Annotated in this window: 18 protein-coding genes; 10 read left to right on the forward strand and 8 right to left on the reverse strand. The window is 66.3% G+C overall.

The window, feature by feature from the left end; genetic code table 11:
• Positions 1-53 precede the first annotated feature (53 nt).
• Genes mnmG through ACWKSV_RS13495 form a run of 4 tightly spaced genes read left to right on the forward strand, consistent with a single transcriptional unit; the run spans position 54 to position 4211 of the window.
• Positions 54-1889: a tRNA uridine-5-carboxymethylaminomethyl(34) synthesis enzyme MnmG gene (mnmG, locus tag ACWKSV_RS13480; RefSeq protein WP_076714338.1), complete on the forward strand. Its 1836-nt coding sequence runs from the start codon at positions 54-56 to the stop codon at positions 1887-1889.
• A complete protein-coding gene (gene rsmG, locus ACWKSV_RS13485) occupies positions 1886-2500 on the forward strand; it encodes a 16S rRNA (guanine(527)-N(7))-methyltransferase RsmG (protein WP_076714340.1) in 615 nt (204 codons plus the stop codon). Before mnmG ends, rsmG begins: the two co-directional genes overlap by 4 nt.
• Positions 2497-3288 carry a ParA family protein gene (locus ACWKSV_RS13490; RefSeq protein WP_056438807.1) on the forward strand — a complete coding sequence of 264 codons (792 nt, stop codon included), beginning with the start codon at positions 2497-2499 and terminating at the stop codon, positions 3286-3288. Before rsmG ends, ACWKSV_RS13490 begins: the two co-directional genes overlap by 4 nt.
• Entirely contained in the window at positions 3285-4211 is a 927-nt protein-coding gene (locus ACWKSV_RS13495) for a ParB/RepB/Spo0J family partition protein (RefSeq protein ID WP_076714342.1), read from the forward strand. Before ACWKSV_RS13490 ends, ACWKSV_RS13495 begins: the two co-directional genes overlap by 4 nt.
• 188 nt (positions 4212-4399) lie before the next feature.
• Here ACWKSV_RS13495 and ACWKSV_RS13500 read toward each other — a convergent pair whose 3' ends face one another.
• Together ACWKSV_RS13500 and ACWKSV_RS13505 are read right to left on the reverse strand one after the other, a co-directional pair.
• Positions 4400-5068 carry an HAD family hydrolase gene (locus ACWKSV_RS13500; RefSeq protein ID WP_056438800.1) on the reverse strand — a complete coding sequence of 223 codons (669 nt, stop codon included), beginning with the start codon at positions 5066-5068 and terminating at the stop codon, positions 4400-4402.
• Positions 5065-5724, reverse strand: coding sequence for a YggS family pyridoxal phosphate-dependent enzyme (locus ACWKSV_RS13505; protein WP_076714344.1), 660 nt, complete (start codon positions 5722-5724; stop codon positions 5065-5067). Before ACWKSV_RS13505 ends, ACWKSV_RS13500 begins: the two co-directional genes overlap by 4 nt.
• 52 nt (positions 5725-5776) lie before the next feature.
• Here ACWKSV_RS13505 and ACWKSV_RS13510 point away from each other — a divergent pair, with 52 nt between their 5' ends.
• Both ACWKSV_RS13510 and ACWKSV_RS13515 read left to right on the forward strand, forming a co-directional pair.
• Positions 5777-6298 carry a thiamine phosphate synthase gene (locus tag ACWKSV_RS13510; protein WP_156884342.1) on the forward strand — a complete coding sequence of 174 codons (522 nt, stop codon included), beginning with the start codon at positions 5777-5779 and terminating at the stop codon, positions 6296-6298.
• 22 nt (positions 6299-6320) lie between these two features.
• Positions 6321-6800 (forward strand): COG3650 family protein, encoded by a 480-nt coding sequence (locus ACWKSV_RS13515; RefSeq protein WP_076714346.1) that lies wholly within the window; start codon positions 6321-6323, stop codon positions 6798-6800.
• 38 nt (positions 6801-6838) lie between these two features.
• Here ACWKSV_RS13515 and ACWKSV_RS13520 read toward each other — a convergent pair whose 3' ends face one another.
• The gene (locus ACWKSV_RS13520) at positions 6839-7549 is read right to left on the reverse strand and encodes a hypothetical protein (RefSeq protein ID WP_172839608.1); all 711 of its coding nucleotides are present in this window, start codon (positions 7547-7549) and stop codon (positions 6839-6841) included.
• A gap of 231 nt (positions 7550-7780) precedes the next feature.
• Between ACWKSV_RS13520 and ACWKSV_RS13525 the strand changes: the two genes are divergently transcribed.
• The 4 genes from ACWKSV_RS13525 to holA are packed head-to-tail and all read left to right on the forward strand — an operon-like array spanning position 7781 to position 12286.
• Positions 7781-8215: a DUF3576 domain-containing protein gene (locus ACWKSV_RS13525; protein ID WP_056439008.1), complete on the forward strand. Its 435-nt coding sequence runs from the start codon at positions 7781-7783 to the stop codon at positions 8213-8215.
• A gap of 12 nt (positions 8216-8227) precedes the next feature.
• Positions 8228-10729, forward strand: coding sequence for a leucine--tRNA ligase (gene leuS, locus ACWKSV_RS13530; RefSeq protein ID WP_076714348.1), 2502 nt, complete (start codon positions 8228-8230; stop codon positions 10727-10729).
• The gene (gene lptE / locus ACWKSV_RS13535; protein WP_076714350.1) at positions 10726-11253 is read left to right on the forward strand and encodes an LPS assembly lipoprotein LptE; all 528 of its coding nucleotides are present in this window, start codon (positions 10726-10728) and stop codon (positions 11251-11253) included. Before leuS ends, lptE begins: the two co-directional genes overlap by 4 nt.
• A gap of 13 nt (positions 11254-11266) precedes the next feature.
• Complete coding sequence (gene holA / locus ACWKSV_RS13540; protein ID WP_076717785.1) at positions 11267-12286, forward strand: DNA polymerase III subunit delta; 1020 nt, start codon at positions 11267-11269, stop codon at positions 12284-12286.
• A gap of 186 nt (positions 12287-12472) precedes the next feature.
• On the opposite strand, the gene ribA is transcribed toward holA, so the two are convergent.
• From ribA to msrB, 5 genes are all read right to left on the reverse strand, one after another.
• Positions 12473-13522 (reverse strand): GTP cyclohydrolase II, encoded by a 1050-nt coding sequence (gene ribA, locus ACWKSV_RS13545; RefSeq protein WP_076714352.1) that lies wholly within the window; start codon positions 13520-13522, stop codon positions 12473-12475.
• Positions 13519-14301 (reverse strand): exodeoxyribonuclease III, encoded by a 783-nt coding sequence (locus tag ACWKSV_RS13550; protein WP_076714354.1) that lies wholly within the window; start codon positions 14299-14301, stop codon positions 13519-13521. Before ACWKSV_RS13550 ends, ribA begins: the two co-directional genes overlap by 4 nt.
• Positions 14302-14664: 363 nt before the next feature.
• Positions 14665-15297, reverse strand: a complete 633-nt coding sequence (locus ACWKSV_RS13555; protein WP_443026374.1) for a LolA family protein — start codon at positions 15295-15297, stop codon at positions 14665-14667.
• Positions 15298-15364: 67 nt separating this feature from the next.
• A complete protein-coding gene (locus ACWKSV_RS13560; protein WP_076714356.1) occupies positions 15365-16771 on the reverse strand; it encodes a carbohydrate porin in 1407 nt (468 codons plus the stop codon).
• Between the two features lie 194 nt (positions 16772-16965).
• Positions 16966-17427 (reverse strand): peptide-methionine (R)-S-oxide reductase MsrB, encoded by a 462-nt coding sequence (msrB, locus tag ACWKSV_RS13565; protein ID WP_056438774.1) that lies wholly within the window; start codon positions 17425-17427, stop codon positions 16966-16968.
• Positions 17428-17432 lie beyond the last annotated feature (5 nt).

Genomic DNA, 17432 nt, shown 5'->3' on the forward strand with positions numbered 1-17432 from the left:
ATGTTGGTGGGGATCGCTTTGACGCTGCCCGGTCCTTCCGGTAGGGCGGGGGCATGTTTGATGTCGTAGTGATCGGTGGTGGTCACGCGGGAACCGAGGCCGCTGCGGCGGCTGCGCGCCGGGGTGCGCGGACGGCCCTTTTGTCCTTCGATCGTCATGGCCTGGGCGCCATGTCCTGCAATCCCGCCATCGGGGGATTGGGGAAGGGCCATATCGTGCGGGAGGTCGATGCCTTTGACGGGCTGATCGGCCGCGCGGCGGATATGGGTGCGATCCATTATCGGATGCTCAACCGCAGCAAGGGCACCGCCGTCCAGGGGCCGCGCGTGCAGGCGGACCGGCGGCGCTATGCCGGGGCAATCCAGGCGATGCTCGCGGCGCAACCCAATTTGACCATCGTCGAGGGTGAGGCCGAGGCTCTGGTTCTCGACGGCGATCGGGTCGCGGGTGTGCAGCTGGCCGACGGCACGATCCTGTCGGCTCGTGCGGTGGTGCTGGCGACCGGGACCTTCCTGGGCGGACGGCTGTTCCGCGGCGAGGAACGGCATCTGGGCGGTCGCATCGGCGAGCGCGCCGCGACCCGCATGGCCGAGCAGCTCCGTGCACTCGGCTTGCCGATGGCACGGATGAAGACCGGCACGCCGCCGCGTCTCGACGGCCGCACAATCGACTGGGCGAAGCTGGACGAGCAGCCTTCCGACACCAATCCCTGGACCATGTCGCCGATGACGGCGGCCCGGCCGCTACCCCAGATCGCCTGCGCGATCACGCGAACGACCGAGCAGACTCATGCGATCATCGCGGCGGCTTTCCACCGCTCGCCGCTGTTCACCGGCGCGATCGAGGCGAACGGTCCGCGCTACTGCCCGTCGATCGAGGACAAGATCAAACGCTTCGCCGACCGCGACAGCCATCAGATCTTTCTGGAGCCGGAGGGGCTGGACGATCCCTTGGTCTATCCGAACGGCCTGTCGACCTCGCTACCGACCGATGTGCAGGAGGCGATGATCGCCTCCATGCCGGGGCTGGAGAGGGCGGTCATCACGCTGCCGGGCTATGCCGTCGAGTATGATCATATCGATCCGCGTGCCCTTGATTCACGATTGGCACTCGGCGCTCTGGCGGGGGTATTCTGCGCCGGTCAGATCAACGGCACGACCGGCTATGAGGAAGCGGCGGGGCAGGGACTGATCGCCGGGCTGAACGCCGCGGCGCATGCCTGTGATCTGTCACCCGTCATCCTCGACCGGGCATCGAGCTATCTGGGCGTGATGATCGACGATCTGGTGTTGCAGGGCGTGACCGAACCCTATCGCATGCTGACCGCGCGCGCCGAGTACCGCCTGTCGTTGCGGGCGGACAATGCCGAGACACGGTTGGGCGGTATTGCCGAAGCGGCCGGGTGCCTCTCGGAGCAACGGCTGGCCCATAGGCGGCAGCGACAGGAACAGCAGGCAAGGTTGCGCGAGCGGTTGTCCGTGGTGCGTACCGCGTCCGATCTGTCGCGCAGCGGTGCCGCGATCGCGCAGGATGGCGCGCGGCGGACGGCTTATGAATGGCTGCGTTTCGACGGTGTGACGCTGGCGCATGTTGCGCCCGACGCAGCGGAGGGTTGCGACCCGGCGGTGGTGGCCGAAACACTGGAGGATGCGCGTTACGCGCCCTATGTCGAACGACAGGCGGAGGAGGTCGCACGGCTCCGTGCCGATGAGCAAATCCTATTGTCGCCTGCGCTCGACTATGCCGCCATCCCCGGGCTGTCGCAGGAGATGATCGACCGGCTCGGTCTCGCGCGCCCCGCTACCTTGGCGGCGGCATCGCGTATTCGCGGCATCACGCCTGCTGCCCTGTCGGCAGTGCTTCTCTACGCTCGAAAGGTCGCCGCATGAACGAGGATCAGGCCCGCGACTGGGCGGTGCAGCGGTTCGGGGAGGATGCGGCGTCGCGGATCGACTGGTTCCTCGACCGTGTGGTTGTGGAAAACGACCAGCAGAACCTCATCTCACCTTCCACCATCGGCACGATCTGGAGCCGCCATGCGGTCGACTCGGCACAGCTGATCCCTCTCGCCGATCGGGCGGATGGCCAGTGGATCGATATCGGCACGGGCGGCGGCTTTCCCGGCATGATCGTCGCCATCGCTTGGCCCGGGCGGGTCGCGCTGGTCGAGCCGCGCAAGAAGCGGGCGGAGTTCCTGCAAGAATGCGTCGACGGGCTGGGCATGGGTGACCGGGTGACGGTCCACGCGTCCAAGATCGAAGCCGTGCCGCTCCAGGCCGATATTATTTCTGCTCGTGCGGTGGCGACAGTCGAAAATCTTTTGCGCGCGGCGGCGCACTGCGGCAAACAGGAAACGCGGTGGCTGCTCCCGCGCGGCCGCCTGGACGAGCGCGAAATCAAGACCCTCAAGCGGCAATGGCGCTTCGTGTTTCACGTGGAACATAGCATCACCTCGGCGGAATCGTCGATCGTGATCCTCGACCGAGTAGAGGCCCGATGATCTGCGTTGCCATCGCGAACCAGAAGGGTGGGGTGGGCAAGACCACCAGCGCCATCAATCTTGCCACCGCGCTGGCGGCGACGGGGCTGAACGTCCTGCTGATCGATCTCGATCCACAGGGTAATGCTTCGACAGGTCTGGGCATTCCCAACAGCCAGCGGATGTTCTCCAGCTATCACGTACTGCTGGGCGAGGCGCGGATCGACGATGCGGTGGTGCATAGCCAGGTGCCGCGTCTGGACGTCGTGCCCGCCACGGTCGACCTGTCAGGCGCCGAGCTGGAGCTGGTCGATTTCGAGAATCGGACGCACCGGCTGGACCATGCGCTGCGGCGGACGCAGGGCAATTGGGACATCGTGCTGGTCGATTGCCCGCCCTCGCTGGGACTGTTGACGATCAACGCCATGGTGGCGTCCGACTCGCTGTTCGTGCCGCTGCAATGCGAGTTCTTTGCGCTCGAAGGTCTGTCGCAGTTGCTGACCACAGTCGAGCGGATACGCGCGCGGTTCAATCCCGGGCTCGCGATCCTGGGCGTGGCCTTGACGATGTATGACCGGCGCAACCGGCTGACCGACCAGGTGTCGGCCGATGTGCGCGCCGTTTTGGGGGGTGTAGTGTTCGATACGGTGATTCCGCGCAACGTCCGGCTGTCGGAGGCGCCCAGCCATGGCCTGCCCGCGTTGATCTATGACCATCGCTGCGTCGGCAGCCAGGCCTATATCGCGCTGGCCCGCGAGCTGATCGCGCGCCTGCCGCTCGGCCACCAGCCGGGAGCGGCGGCGGCATGAGCGGCGAAACCACAGCAAAGCGTCCGCGTCCCGGTCTGGGCCGCGGCCTTGGCGCCCTGCTCGGCGATATCGCGCGTGAGGCGCCGATCCGGCCGGGCGATCAGCCGACGCCGGGGGGCGTGCGGATGCTGCCCGTTGGCTCGTTGCAGCCGCATCCCGATCAGCCGCGCCGTCATTTCGAGGAAGCAGCGCTGGACGAACTCGCCGCCTCGATCGCGGCGCGCGGGCTGATCCAGCCGATCGTCGTGCGCCCGCACGGCAAGGACTATCAGATCGTCGCGGGCGAACGCCGTTGGCGTGCGGCCCAGCGCGCGCGGTTGCACGAGGTGCCGGTCGTCGTCCGGGACTTCGACGATGCCCAGACGCTCGAAGTCGCGTTGATCGAGAATATCCAGCGGCAGGACCTGAACGCCATCGAAGAGGCGCAGGCCTATCAGCGGCTGGCGGGCGAGTTCGGTCATACCCAGGAGGCGCTGGCCAAGATCGTCCACAAGTCGCGCAGCCATGTCGCCAATCTGCTGCGCCTGCTTGAACTGCCCGATACGGTGCAGGGGCAGGTGGTCAGCGGCGCGCTGTCGATGGGCCATGCCCGTGCGCTGCTCGGCGCAAACGAGGTCGAGGCGCTGGCCGATCAGGTCATCGCGCGCGGCCTCAGCGTTCGTGAGACCGAGAAGCTGACCCGCGAAGCCAAGGGCGGCGGTCGCAAGGGATCGGACGAGGGCGAGAAGGGTACTGGCAAACTGCCGCCGGGGCAGGACGCGGCGGATGCCGATATCGCCGCCCTGGAGGGACAGCTTGCCGATCTGCTCGGCCTGTCGGTGCGTATCGCGCATGGCGAGAAGGGGGGTACGCTGACCCTCAGCTATTCGACGCTCGATCAGCTGGACATGGTATGCCAGCGCCTGACAGGTGAGGGTATTTGAAAGGGATACGCCAGCATCCTTTTAGGACCGGCGCAATTTTCCTTTGATTTTTGAGGGGGGCTTTATCCCCCCTTCCGTTCACGCTGAGCGAAGTCGAAGCGCACATGCGGTGCTATGCGACAAGGTTTATTCCCGTGGCCTTCGACTTCGCTCCGGCTGAACGGAGGTAGGTTTGAGGACTATCGGCCTCAGAACCCCAATTCGCGGCGGACGTCTTCATAATCCTGCGCGATCGCAGCGACGCCGATGTCGCGCAGTCTCTGGTCATGGCCGATGGCGCAATGCGTGCCCATGCACATGCCGATGACATGCCCGCCGCTCGCCACCGCACCAGTCGCGCCGACGGGGGAGTCCTCCAGGATCGCGCAATCCTCGATCCGGACGCCCAGCTGCTCGGCTGCATGGAGATAGAGGTCGGGGGCGGGCTTGCCGCGCGTGACATGCTCGCGACCGCTATAGATATGCTCGCCGAACAGGTCGCGCAGGCCGATATGGCGCAAATGCTGGTCGATCCAGACGGTCGGGCTGGATGAGACGATTGCCTTGGGAAAATCGGCGGGAAGCGACTTCACGAACGCCACCGCGCCACCGATCGCCGCCACGCCCTCTGCCATGGCGCGAACATCCTCGGCCCGGCGTGCTTCGTAGAAACTCTCAGGCAGGGTGTGGCCGATACGCCCCTCGATCGTCGCGATGAAGTCCTTGCCCGCCAGCCCCATATAATGGTGCATCGCTTCCTGCGGAGAATGCGGGTGGCCGTTGGCGGTCAGCCATTCGGCGAGGTGGCGATTGCCTTCATATTCGCTGTCGATCAGGACACCGTCGAAATCGAACAAAAGGGCGGCAAAGCGGCTCATGCGCGGGCTCCGAACAAGGCGCTGCCGATGCGGACATGGCTGGCACCCAGCATCACGGCGACCTCATAATCCTCGGACATGCCCATGCTGAGCTTCGCCAGCCCCAGTTCGCGCGCCATTTTGGCGAGCAAGGCGAAATAGGGGGCGGCGTCCAGCCCGTGCGGCGGGATCGCCATCAGGCCGATGATGGGTAGGCCAGCGCTGCGGGCCGCCTCCAGCATCGCAGGGGCCTCGGCGATGGCACAGCCGCCCTTCTGGTCCTCGTCGCCGATATTGACCTGAAGGAAACAGTCGGGCCGCTTTCCGCTCTTGTCCATCGCCTCGGCCAGCGCGGCGATCAGCGAGGGACGGTCGACGGTGTGGATCACATCGAACAACGCAACCGCGTCGGCCGCCTTGTTCGATTGAAGTTGGCCAATCAGATGGAGTTCGACGCCCGGATAGGCCGCGCGCAGGTCGGGCCATTTGGTAGCCGCCTCCTGCACCCGGTTTTCGCCGAAGACGCGGTGTCCGGCCTCCAGCAGCGGGCGGATCGTGTCGGCATCATGCGTCTTCGACACCGCGATCAGGGTCGGGGTCGCGTGCTGTCCAAGCTTCGCGGCGTGCTGAAGCTGGGCGGAGACGGTGGCAAGGCGGGAAACGCTGTCGTCGGTCATGCCCGGCGCTATAATGCCCCCGATGGCCGACCGATACCCCGTGACATGGCTGATGACCGACGAGCGGCTGGGGGAGGGGCTTTGGGCCGCGCTGCGCAGGCTGCCGCCCCGATCGGGGGTGGTGTTCCGTCACCACGCGACGCCCCCGGCCGAGCGGCGTGCGATTCACCGCCGGGTCCGGCGAATCGCCAAAGCGCGGGGGCTGGTTCTGCTGATCGCGGGAGGGGGTTTGCCCGGCGATGGGGTACATAAGGCAAGACGGGGCAGGGGGCTGCGAAGCTGGCCTGCGCATGACCGGGCGGAAGCGGTGGCGGGATGGAAGGCCGGGGCCGACCTTTTGTTCGTCTCGCCAGTCTTTCCCACGCGCTCGCATCCGGGTGCTCCGGCATTGGGCTTGGCAAGAGCCATGTGGATCGGACGCGGGCTCGGTCTGCCGCGAATCGCATTGGGCGGGATGAATGCGCAGCGCTTCCGCCGGTTGCGCGGGGTGTTTCAGGGCTGGGCCGCGATCGATGCCTGGAGTTCGTCCCATCCCATGTGCTCGTCATCAAAGGGTCGTGCAGACACGCGATGATGGTCGAGCAAGGAGGAGCGTCATGATGGTTTTGCTGATTCTGGCCGCCTTAGCCGAGCCGACGCCAATTCCTGCTGGGCTGGCCGCCTATGTCCGCGACCAGAAACTCACCCGGTATGATTATGCGCTCCGTGATCTGAACGGCGACGGCCGACCCGAGGCGTTGGTCTATGCTTGGCAGGGACGCGAGGATGGCCAGGACGTCAGCTTATGTGGCTCGGGTGGGTGCGATCTGACGATCCTGACACTGACGCCGACCGGCTATCACGCTATATCCAATATCAGCATCACGCGTCCGCCCATCCGCGTTCTGAACAGTGGTACGAAGGGTTGGCATGATCTGAGCGTGCTGGTCAGCGGCGGCGGCATCCTGCCCGGCTATCGCGTGCGCTTGCGTTTCGATGGGAAAAGCTATCCGACCAATCCCAGCGTCGCGCCTACCCGACGCTTGAAGGGGCAAGAGCCAGCGGGGGTAACCGTGATCGACGTCAAATCAGACTGACGGGAAATCCATGCCGGGTCCGCGGTGAACAGCAGGAGTTAGAAGCGGAAGGCCGTTCCCAGATAGACTGCCTGGCTGTTCCGGCGATCGTCGTCGATCCGAGCCAGACGCTCACGATCCGAGCGATAGCGGACACCCGCCGTTACATCGAGATTGCGGGTCAGCGAATAGGAGCCACCCATGTCGAGCGAATAGCTGGACGGCATGTCGATCATCTTCGGTGCGCCGTCGATCGGGCGGTCGGTCGAGGCCTTTACGCGGCCAGTGAAGCGACTCGCGGTATAGCTGACCGCCACATCGGCGCTCTCGCGGCTGCCCGGCAGACCGGCCAGATCGACACGCGCGATATCGCCCGACAGCGCGACACGCTTCCAGCCGACCGACACGCCCAGATTATAGGAGATCGGGGCCAAGCCGACGGTCGGCGCGGTGTTGGCGGCAACGCGTTCCTCGTTGGTGCGGCTACTCTGCGCGCGCACCGCGACGGTCACGGGGCGGTTGACGCCGCGCTGGCTCTCCGCCGGGGTGAAGCGCAGGTCACCCGCATCGAGTCCACTCTTGGCGAAGATGGCGGCGAGCCGGGGGTCTGCGGCGGACGGGGTAAAACCGCCACGGCCGAGCAGGCTGAATCCCCGTGGCTTGACCGGGTGCTTATTCTGGTCGACCGCACCGATGGCGGGCGCGACCATCGCGGTCGTGGCGGCAAGCGCCCCGATTGCGATTCCGATCACGATACGCCCGAACGACACGGTCCACCCCTTTTATAAGACCCTTTTGCAAGATTGCTCCTAACATGGAATCGGGCGTGAGCGATCCCATTGTTACGCCCATTATCGCGAATCTTGTCCGAGTGTTGCGCAACTTCCACAGAATCGGTCGTATCGTCCATGGCGTCCCGGCGCTTGCCGGGGTGTCGGCACCCCTGTAGAGGCTATAGGCAACCCATATTCCCGTCCTTCATCGCAGTCAGGATAATGCCGATGCTTCGCCGTTCCGCCACCGCGTTCGCGGTAATCGCCGCTTTGTCGCTCGGCGCCTGTGCCGGCAAGAAGGAGCGCCCGCAGGGCGATCTGGCCGCGTCGAAGATCACCACGATCGGCGTCAATTCCTATCTGTGGCGCGCCAGCCTCGACACGCTGAGCTTCATGCCGCTGGCCGAGACCGACTCCAACGGCGGCGTCATCGTCACCGACTGGTACGTGAATCCGCAGGTCCCGACCGAGCGGATGAAGGTCACCGTCACCATCCTCGACCAGGATCTGCGCGCCGATGCGCTACGCGTGACCGCCCTGCGCGAAGTCAATCGCGGCGGCCAGTGGGTGGAGGCGCCGGTGCAGGCGGCCACCATCCAGAAGCTGGAAGACATCATCCTCACCAAGGCGCGCGACCTGCGCCGCGCCTCGATCACAAAGTAAAAGACGACCCGAATGGCCTCGCGTTACAATGCCCTGAAATCGGATTCGACCTGGCAGCGGATCTGGGAAGAACGGCGCACCTTCGCCGCCGACGATCACAGCCCCAAGCCCCGGTCCTATGTCCTTGAGATGTTTCCCTATCCGTCGGGGCGCATCCACATGGGGCATGTCCGCAACTATACGATGGGCGACGTGCTGGCGCGCTATCGCCGGATGATCGGGCATGAGGTGCTCCACCCGATGGGCTGGGACGCGTTCGGCATGCCTGCCGAGAATGCCGCGATGGAAAAGGGCGTCCATCCGGGCGGCTGGACCCGCGACAATATCGCGACGATGAAGGCGCAGCTGAAGCGGCTGGGCTTCGCGCTCGACTGGACGCGTGAGATCGCGACCTGCGAGCCGGATTATTACGGGCATGAGCAGGCGCTGTTCCTCGACCTGTACGCAGGCGGCCTGGTCTATCGCAAGGAATCGGCGGTCAATTGGGACCCGGTCGACATGACCGTGCTGGCCAATGAACAGGTAATCGACGGGCGCGGCTGGCGCTCGGGCGCGCTGGTCGAGAAGCGCAAGCTGAACCAGTGGTTCCTGAAGATCACCGACTTCGCCGACGAGCTGCTGGAGGGTCTGACGACGCTCGAGCATTGGCCCGACAAGGTGAAGCTGATGCAGGAGAACTGGATTGGCCGCAGCAAGGGGCTCCAGTTCCGCTTCGCTCCCGTGGCGCCCTTCGCGACGCCGATCGAGGTCTATTCGACCCGTCCCGACACCATCTTCGGGGCGAGCTTCGTCGCGATCGCCGCGGATCACCCGATCGCGCGCGAACTGGCCGAGACGAACGCGGAGGCAGCCGCCTTCATCGAGCGTTGCAAAGCGGGCGGCACGACGGCAGCCGAGCTGGAAACCCAGGAAAAGCTGGGCTTCGACACCGGCTATCGGATGCAGCATCCGATGGACGACGGCATCACCTTGCCCGTCTATATCGCGAACTTCGTGCTGATGGATTACGGCACGGGCGCCGTCATGGGCGTGCCCGCGCATGACCAGCGCGACCTGGATTTCGCGCGGAAGTACGGCCTGAGCGTCACGCGCGTCGTCGCCGATGGCGATGTCACCGCGCCGGTGTTCGAGGGCGACACCGCCTTCACCGGTATCGGGCGTCTGGTGAACTCCGGTCCGCTCGATGGCATGGATGTCGAGGCCGCCAAGGCCGCCGTCATCGCCCGTGCCGAGGGCGAAGGCTGGGGCCAGGGCCAGACCGTGTACCGTCTGCGCGACTGGGGCGTCAGCCGCCAGCGTTACTGGGGCACGCCGATCCCGATCATCCATTGCGATGACTGCGGCGCGGTGCCGGTGCCGAAGGACCAGTTGCCGGTGACGCTGCCCGAGGATGTAACTTTCGACGTCCCCGGCAATCCGCTCGATCGCCATGCGACGTGGAAGCATGTCGACTGCCCGACCTGCGGCAAGCCCGCCCGGCGCGAAACCGACACGCTCGACACCTTTGTCGATTCGTCCTGGTATTTCATCCGCTTCGCCAGCCAGCCCAAGGATCGCCCGTTCGACCCCGAGGTGGTGAAGCAGTGGCTGCCGGTCGGGCAATATATCGGCGGCGTCGAGCATGCGATCCTGCACCTGCTCTACGCCCGCTTCTGGACGCGGGCGCTCAAGCATATCGGCCTGATCGACGTGGCGGAGCCTTTTGCGGGCCTGTTTACCCAAGGCATGGTCACGCACGAGAGCTATAAATCCTCGGACGGCCGCTGGCTCGCACCCGGCGAGATTCGCGACGGCATCGAGATCGCGACCGGCCAGCCGATCACGGTCGGCCGCGTCGAGAAGATGTCCAAGTCCAAGAAGAACACCGTCGATCCCGAGCCCATCGTGGATCAGTACGGCGCGGACGCGGTGCGCTGGTTCATGCTGTCCGACAGCCCGCCCGAGCGCGACCTGCCTTGGTCGGAATCGGGCATCGAGGGGTCGTGGCGTTTCGTCCAGCGCCTGTGGCGTCTGTTCGACGGCTCGGAAGCGGCCGAGGGTGAGGACAAGGCGCTTTCCCGCAAGCTGCACCAGACCATCGCGGGCGTCGCGGCGGATATCGAGGCGCTGGCCTTCAACAAGGCGGTCGCCAAGCTGTACGAGCTGGTCAACGCCATCGAAAAGGCCAAGCCTTCGGCCGCCCGCAACGACGCGATCCGCACCACCATGTTGCTGGTCGCGCCGATGGTCCCGCACATGGCCGAGGAAGCCTGGGCGGGCATGGGCCAGGAGGGCCTGATCGCCGACGCCGCCTGGCCGGCGGTCGACGAAAGCCTGCTGGTCGAGGACGAAGTCACCGTCGCGGTGCAGGTCAACGGCAAGCTGCGCGACACGCTGACCGTCGCCAAGGGGCTGCCCAAGGATCAGTTGGAGGCGACCGCGCTGGCGTCCGAGAAGATCGTCCGCGCGCTGGATGGCGCGACCCCGAAAAAGGTGATCGTGGTGCCCGACCGTCTGGTGAACATCGTCGCATGAACCGCACGCTTCCCCTGATCGTTGCCGGTCTGGCGCTGACGCTGGGTCTGTCGGGCTGTGGGCTGCATCCGCTTTATGCGGGTGGCGGTTCCGGTCCGGTCGCGAATGCCCTGTCGCAGATCGAGGTCGCGCCGATTCAGGGGAAGGCGGGCTGGCTGATGGCCAATGCGCTGAACGACCGGCTGGGCGGCAAGACGGGGACGGCGCGTTACCGGCTGGACGTGAAGCTGGACGACCAGATTCGCGGGCTTGGCGTGCGGCGCGACGACTCAGTGGTGCGCGAACGGCGTATCCTGCGCGCGCGCTATCAGCTGGTCGACCAGACGAGCAACGCGGTCCTGGTCGATTCCACCGCCGGATCGGATGCCGGGATCGATGTGGTCCGCTCCGAATATGCGACCATCGCGGCGGAAAACACCGCGCTGGAGCGGCTGTCGGTGATCGTTGCGGACGAAATCGTCGCGCGGCTGGCCACCTATGCCCGGTCGCGGCCCGGCGAGGCGATGGTGCCCGCCCGCCAATGAAGGCCCGTTGGTCGTGAAGGCTAACGCCAACCAGATCCGACAGGCGCTGGGGCGTCCCTCCGCCGATATCCGCCTCTATCTACTCCATGGCCCCGACGAGGCGGGAGCGAGCGAACTGGCGCGAATCCTCGCCAAGGCGATGGGGCAGGATGCCGAGCGGATCGACCTGGATTCGGCCACGCTGAAAAGCGATCCCGCCCGCCTGACCGACGAAGCGGCGGCCATGTCGTTGTTCGGCGGCCCGCGCCATATCCGTATCGCCAGCGTCGGCGAGGAGGGGCTGGCGGCGTTTACCGCGTTGCTGGAGGCCGAGTCGGCGGGCAATCCGGTCGTCGCCATCGCCCCCACGGTCAAGACGACCGCCAAGATCGTGAAACTGGCGCTCGATTCGCCGCGCGCGATGGCGTTCGGCTGTTATGCGCCCACCGCTGCGGACGCCGAGCGGCTGGCGACCACGATCGGCGGCGAGATGGGGCTGCGGCTGGCGGCGGGCGTGCCGACGCGACTGGTCGAGGCGGCCGCCGCCGACCGGTCGGTGATGATGCGCGAGTTGGAGAAGCTGGCGCTTTACCTCGACGCCGCGCCCGATCGCCCGCGCGAGGTCGATCACGCCGCGATGGATGCGATCGGCGCCGATCTGGGCGAGGTCGAGATGGGCGACGCGGTCGAGGCGGTGGTCGAGGGCCGCGTGGGCGATCTGGGCGGGGAACTGGCGCTGCTCGACGAGGGCGGAGCCTCGCCCATCCCCTGGCTACGTGCGCTGGCCCGGCGGCTGGTCGCGCTGGCCGAGATGCGGGCCGATGTCGATGCGGGCGAGCCGGTCGACGCGGTGATGAAGCGCCACCGCGTCTTCTTCCGCGACGAAGCGAAGACCGCGCGTGCGCTGCGCCGCTGGACTCCCGCCATGCTGGCCCGCGCGATGGCGCGCATCCGCGCGGCCGAACGCGCGGTAATGGCGCCGGGCAATGCCGGATCGGTGCTGGCCGAGGCGGAGGCGACGATCATCGCCCAAGGGATCGCGCGGCGGGGGTAACGCCTGGAAGGCAAGATGATGTTCGCGCGGAGGCGCGGAGAACGCGGAGGTGTCTGGCTCGCCGCGACAGCAGCCCTCCTATCGCAACCGAGGTGAGAGAGGGGCTCAGCCCAGCCCCGAGCGATTCATCTCCGCGCCTCCGCGTCTCCGCGCGAACCATTCTTCTGAAAGAGCGCGACGCGCTCCTTAAAGCTGGTGTCCCGTCCGATCGCGCTTAGTCGCGAGATAGCGTTCGTTATGCGGATTGGGCGGCAGTCTGTGCGCGACCCGCTCGATCACCTGCACCCCTGCGGCACCCAGTCCCGCAACCTTGGCCGGATTGTTCGTCAACAGCCGCACCTTGTCCTGCCCCATCAGGGTCAGCATCCGCGCCGCCACGCCGAAGTCGCGCGCGTCGATCGCGAAGCCCAGCCGGGTGTTGGCGTCGACCGTGTCGAAGCCCTGATCCTGAAGCTGATAGGCGCGCAATTTGTTGACCAGGCCGATCCCGCGCCCCTCCTGCCGCAGATAGAGCAATATGCCCCAGCCCGATGTCGCAATGGCATGGATCGCGGCATGAAGCTGCGGCCCGCAATCGCATTTCAGGCTGCCCAGCACATCGCCGGTCAGGCATTCGCTGTGCAGCCGCACCAAGGGCGGCTGGCCGTTGGGCTGGCCGATCAGCAGCGCGACATGTTCGCCCGCGGCATGGGGCGAGCGGAACGCGACGATCTCGGCATCCTCTGCTCCCGCCACGGGCAAGCGGGCGCGGGTGGCGATGGCGAGCGCCTCGGCATTTTCATGCGCGGCGATGTCGGCCAGTGAAATCTCCGCCTCGACACCGGTACCGCCGAGGAAGAAGGCGGGCAGCATCCCGGCGATCCGCGCGAACCGGATCGCCGCCGCCGCGACCGCCGGGTCGGGCAAAGGGAGGGCGCGGAACGGGCCTTTCAGCGGGGTCGCCAGATCGAATTGCGGATCGGCCAGGGCGGTCGCGGCGGCGAAGTCGACCCAGGGCGCGCGCTCGACCAGCACGGCGGCGTCGGGATCGGCGGCCTCCAACTGGTTGGTCAGCTTCAACGTCGCGGCGCGCCCCGCCGAGATCAGGACGGGCGCCTGGCCCTCCGGATCGAAGGCAGCGAGGCGCAACGGATCGGCCGTCTCGACCGCCAGCAGCGGCTGGCCCGCAATCGCGATCGGCCAGCCCCGGCGCAGCGCGTCGATCGCGCGGGCCGCCGCTTTGGGATCGGCGCTCAAAAATCGAATTCCGTCATGATCGGGATATGGTCGGAGGGCTTCAGCCAGCTGCGGCACGGCTCGAACACCTGATGCGACACCGCCTTGTCGGCCACGTCGCGCGTCGCCCACATATGGTCGAGCCGCCGCCCGCGATCCGACGCCGCCCAGTCCTTCGCGCGGTAGCTCCACCAGGTATAGAGCCGCTGCGGCGCGGGGATGAAGTGGCGGCCCAGATCGATCCAGTCATTCGACGCCTGCAACCTCGCCAGCGTCTCCACCTCGATGGGGGTATGGCTGACCACGTCGAGCAGCTGCCTATGGCTCCACACGTCCGATTCGAGCGGGGCGATATTGAAGTCGCCGGTCAGGATCGTCGGACAGTCGAGCTGGCCCGACCATTCGATCATGCGGCCGAGGAAATCGAGCTTCTGGCCGAATTTCGGATTCACCTCGCGATCGGGCACGTCGCCGCCCGCCGGGATATAGACATTCTCCAGCCGCACGCCGTTCGGCAGGCGGATGCCGACATGCCGCGCCTCGGCATTGGCCTGCCAGTCGAGCCGGTCGTCCTCGGCGATGGGCACACGCGCGACGATCGCGACGCCGTGGTGCATCCGCTGACCATGGATGATGATGTGATCATAGCCGAGCGAGCGGAACAGCTCGAACGGAAAGTCGTCATCGACGACTTTCGTCTCCTGAAGACACAGCACATCGGGCGCGGCTTCCTTCAGGAATTGCTCGACGATCGCGGCGCGGAAACGCACCGAATTGATGTTCCAGGAGGCGATTTTCACGGGATGCGATGTAGCGGGGGCAGGGGGGTGAGACAAGATTACCTGCCCCGCATTCCTCCCCTGCAAGGGGAGGTGGCAGGGCGCAGCCCTGACGGAGGGGTGTCGCCCCTATCGAGAGCGGGACACCCCTCCGACGCGCGATGCGCGCCACCTCCCCTTGCAGGGGAGGAATGATGGGAGTCCAGAAACGGAAAGGCCCCCGCTCCGGGGGCATGGAGCGAGGGCCGACCTAGCGTTCGTCACGCAGGCGGGATGAGGGTGCTCGTCCGAGCAACAGGGGGGAATCTCGAAGGCCCCTCAACCGCAACGCCTTGATAGGGCAGCGAACCTGTCGCCCGGATGAATGAAACGGTCCGCCAGCGTTCAGTTACGCGCCGCCGTTCTCCGGGGATCGTTGAATCGGAACGCCTTGTCGTCCACCGGCACGCCGAAACGCTGGTTGGACAGGCGAATCGTCGTGCGGTTGTTCTGGCTGTCGAGCGCGACCCAGCCCTGCATCATCAGCCCGCCCGGCGCGGCGGCATCGCGGGCGAAGACCAGGGTGATCTTGCCATATTCGGGATGCTTGGGATCGTTCGCCTCGACCGAGAGCAGGCGCGGGTCGGCGCTGGGTACGACCTTGGCATAACGACCGATGTCACGGCTGGGGTCGAGCAGCACGCCCAGCGGCGAATTCTTGATCGGCCAGCGCTGCACCTGCTTGACCGAATAATCGATGAAGGTCAGCGCGCCGCCATCGGCGACGATCAACAGGGGCACGCCCTTTTCATATTGAAACCGAATCTTGCCCGGCTTCTTCATGGTCAGCGTGCCGGTCAGCACCTTGCCCGCGCGGTCGGTCTGGGTGAAGTCGGCGGTCATCGTCTGCACCGATTGCAGGTGACGCTGCACCGCCGCCAGATCGCCATTGGCCTGCGCCAAGGCGGGCACGGGGGCGGCGACCATCGCCATGGCGGTCGGCGCCAGCAGGGCGGACGCCATCATCGAACGGATCATCAAATCACTCCTTTGGGCACGCCTGTCCTTGCGCGCCGCCTATTGAACGGGTCGTGAATCAGGGGCGTTACAGGGTGAAGGCGGCCTTCAGCCCCAATATGGTGACGTCATCCGCCTGCGCATAGCCGCCGGGATGGTGGACGAACTGGAGGTTGGGCCGCATCTCCAGCCACTCCGCCGGATGGATGCTGTAATAGACTTCGGCGGCATATTCGGAGCCCTGTACGGCGGGTCGGGTGGGATCGAGCCGCTGTCCGTCCGCGACGCGCCCGTTCACATGGGTCCGCGCCACGCCGAAGCCCAGCACGTCGCCCGGCACGGCGGGGACCAGCCCCTTGTAGAACAGCCCGGCCGCAACCTGGTTGTCGGTGATGCTGGTCGCGCGGTCGGCCTGGGTGGCGTTCAGGAAGACGCTGAGGCCGTTTTCCGCCTTGCCGTCCTTGGTCTTGCCGGTCAGCTGCTGCTGGATGTTGACGTACACGCCGTAGCGGCTGCTGCGTTCCAGCGGGGCCAGGCCGGTGATCGCCACGGGTCTGCGGTTCACGTCGAGGAACACGTCCGGCGCATCGGCCGTCGCGATCCAGCCACCTAGCTTGTACGACCCGATCCGCCCGGCACTGGCATTGCGGATCCAGCCGATTTCGGCAGGGACCAGCACGCCGGTCGCGCCCTTGAAGTGGCCGATGAAGAAATCATTGTCGAGGTTGCGCGGATTGATCTCATAGACCGCGCCCTGGACATACAGGTCGTCGCGCGGTTCGTAGCGCAGCCGCGCGCCCCATTGGCTGACCGGCCAGTTCTGCCAATAGTCGCCGACCAGATTGCCCGGTTGCGCGCCGCAGAAACTCAAGTTCATGAAGTGGCACGAGAAGATCGCGAAATCCTCGCCCGGATTGGTGCGGCCCAGCTTCAGCTCGAACCGCTCGCCGATCCGCTGTTCATACCAGAATTGCGTCAGGCGCAGCGTCTGGCCGCGTCCATAGACCTCCTGCACCTGTTGCAGCGTGCCGAGATTCGCATCGTCGCTCAGGTTACGGCCCCGGCGATAGGTGAGGGTGGCCTGGAACGCCCCGCCCTTCAGCCCCATCACTTTTTCCAGATCGAACAGCGCGCCCGCGTCGAACTGGCCCGTCTCGCGGAACAGCGTCTTGCGCCCGCCGGTGACGTTGGCGGCGCTTTCCGAGGCGTAACGCGCGGTGACGGTAATGCCGCGCTCGTTCAGGCGGGTGCGGATCTCGTGCCAGTCGCCGATGATCCCCGGCGGCGGCGTGCGGCGCGTGTCGGCGGTGATCGCCGAGGGCGCGCTGTCGGAGGGGCGGACCGGGCGGCGGCGGGTGGGCGTGCGCTGCGTATCGCCCGCTGCGGCATCGGGGGTGATGCGGGCGGCGGTGGGGACGGGATCGGTGGTCTGCTGGGGCGCCAGCGGTGCCGCCGTCAACAGCGCAGCCCAACCCCAGATCATCGTCGCCAACATTGCCCCTGTTTCCCGAACCTTATCGTTGCGGAGGCCAAACGATCGGACGGGCAAAAGGTGCCGTAGACGTCAATGCGGATTCCTCCCCTGAAAGGAGAGGTGGCAGTCCGTAGGACCGACGGAGGGGTGTCCCGGTCGGTGAGGTGGGCGAACCTCGCCAGCGGTGACACCCCTCCCCTTGCAGGGGAGGAAAATTAGCCCTGCTCGGCGGCGCGGACCTGATCGACATAATCGCCATATCCCTGCGCCTCCATATCCCCCAGCGGCACGAAGCGCAGCGAGGCGGAGTTGATGCAATAGCGCAGGCCGCCGCGATCGCGCGGGCCGTCGGGGAAGACATGGCCCAGATGGCTGTCACCATGCGCAGAGCGGACCTCGGTACGGACCATGCCGTGCGTAGTGTCGCGCAGTTCGTTGACATGGGCAGGCTCGATCGGCCGGGTGAAGCTGGGCCAGCCGCAATGCGAATCGAATTTGTCGGCCGAGGCGAACAGCGGCTCGCCCGAGACGATGTCGACATACAGACCCGGCTCGCGGGTGTGGAGATATTCGCCGGTGCCGGGGCGCTCGGTGCCGCTCTCTTGGGTCACATAATATTGTTCGGGCGTCAGCTTCGCGAGCGCTTCCTCGGTCTTGGCATAACGGGTGTCGGCCATGGGGT

The organism is Sphingomonas sp. SphC10, assembly GCF_057004845.1.

Bases quoted from the DNA above. Each gene is read 5' to 3' on its own strand.
- mnmG (WP_076714338.1), top strand. From the start codon at position 54: ATGTTTGATGTCGTAGTGATCGGTGGTGGTCACGCGGGAACCGAGGCC.
- rsmG (WP_076714340.1), top strand. From the start codon at position 1,886: ATGAACGAGGATCAGGCCCGCGACTGGGCGGTGCAGCGGTTCGGGGAG.
- ACWKSV_RS13490 (WP_056438807.1), top strand. From the start codon at position 2,497: ATGATCTGCGTTGCCATCGCGAACCAGAAGGGTGGGGTGGGCAAGACC.
- ACWKSV_RS13495 (WP_076714342.1), top strand. From the start codon at position 3,285: ATGAGCGGCGAAACCACAGCAAAGCGTCCGCGTCCCGGTCTGGGCCGC.
- ACWKSV_RS13500 (WP_056438800.1), bottom strand. From the start codon at position 5,068: ATGAGCCGCTTTGCCGCCCTTTTGTTCGATTTCGACGGTGTCCTGATC.
- ACWKSV_RS13505 (WP_076714344.1), bottom strand. From the start codon at position 5,724: ATGACCGACGACAGCGTTTCCCGCCTTGCCACCGTCTCCGCCCAGCTT.
- ACWKSV_RS13510 (WP_156884342.1), top strand. From the start codon at position 5,777: ATGACCGACGAGCGGCTGGGGGAGGGGCTTTGGGCCGCGCTGCGCAGG.
- ACWKSV_RS13515 (WP_076714346.1), top strand. From the start codon at position 6,321: ATGATGGTTTTGCTGATTCTGGCCGCCTTAGCCGAGCCGACGCCAATT.
- ACWKSV_RS13525 (WP_056439008.1), top strand. From the start codon at position 7,781: ATGCTTCGCCGTTCCGCCACCGCGTTCGCGGTAATCGCCGCTTTGTCG.
- leuS (WP_076714348.1), top strand. From the start codon at position 8,228: ATGGCCTCGCGTTACAATGCCCTGAAATCGGATTCGACCTGGCAGCGG.
- lptE (WP_076714350.1), top strand. From the start codon at position 10,726: ATGAACCGCACGCTTCCCCTGATCGTTGCCGGTCTGGCGCTGACGCTG.
- ACWKSV_RS13555 (WP_443026374.1), bottom strand. From the start codon at position 15,297: ATGATCCGTTCGATGATGGCGTCCGCCCTGCTGGCGCCGACCGCCATG.
- ACWKSV_RS13560 (WP_076714356.1), bottom strand. From the start codon at position 16,771: ATGTTGGCGACGATGATCTGGGGTTGGGCTGCGCTGTTGACGGCGGCA.
- msrB (WP_056438774.1), bottom strand. From the start codon at position 17,427: ATGGCCGACACCCGTTATGCCAAGACCGAGGAAGCGCTCGCGAAGCTG.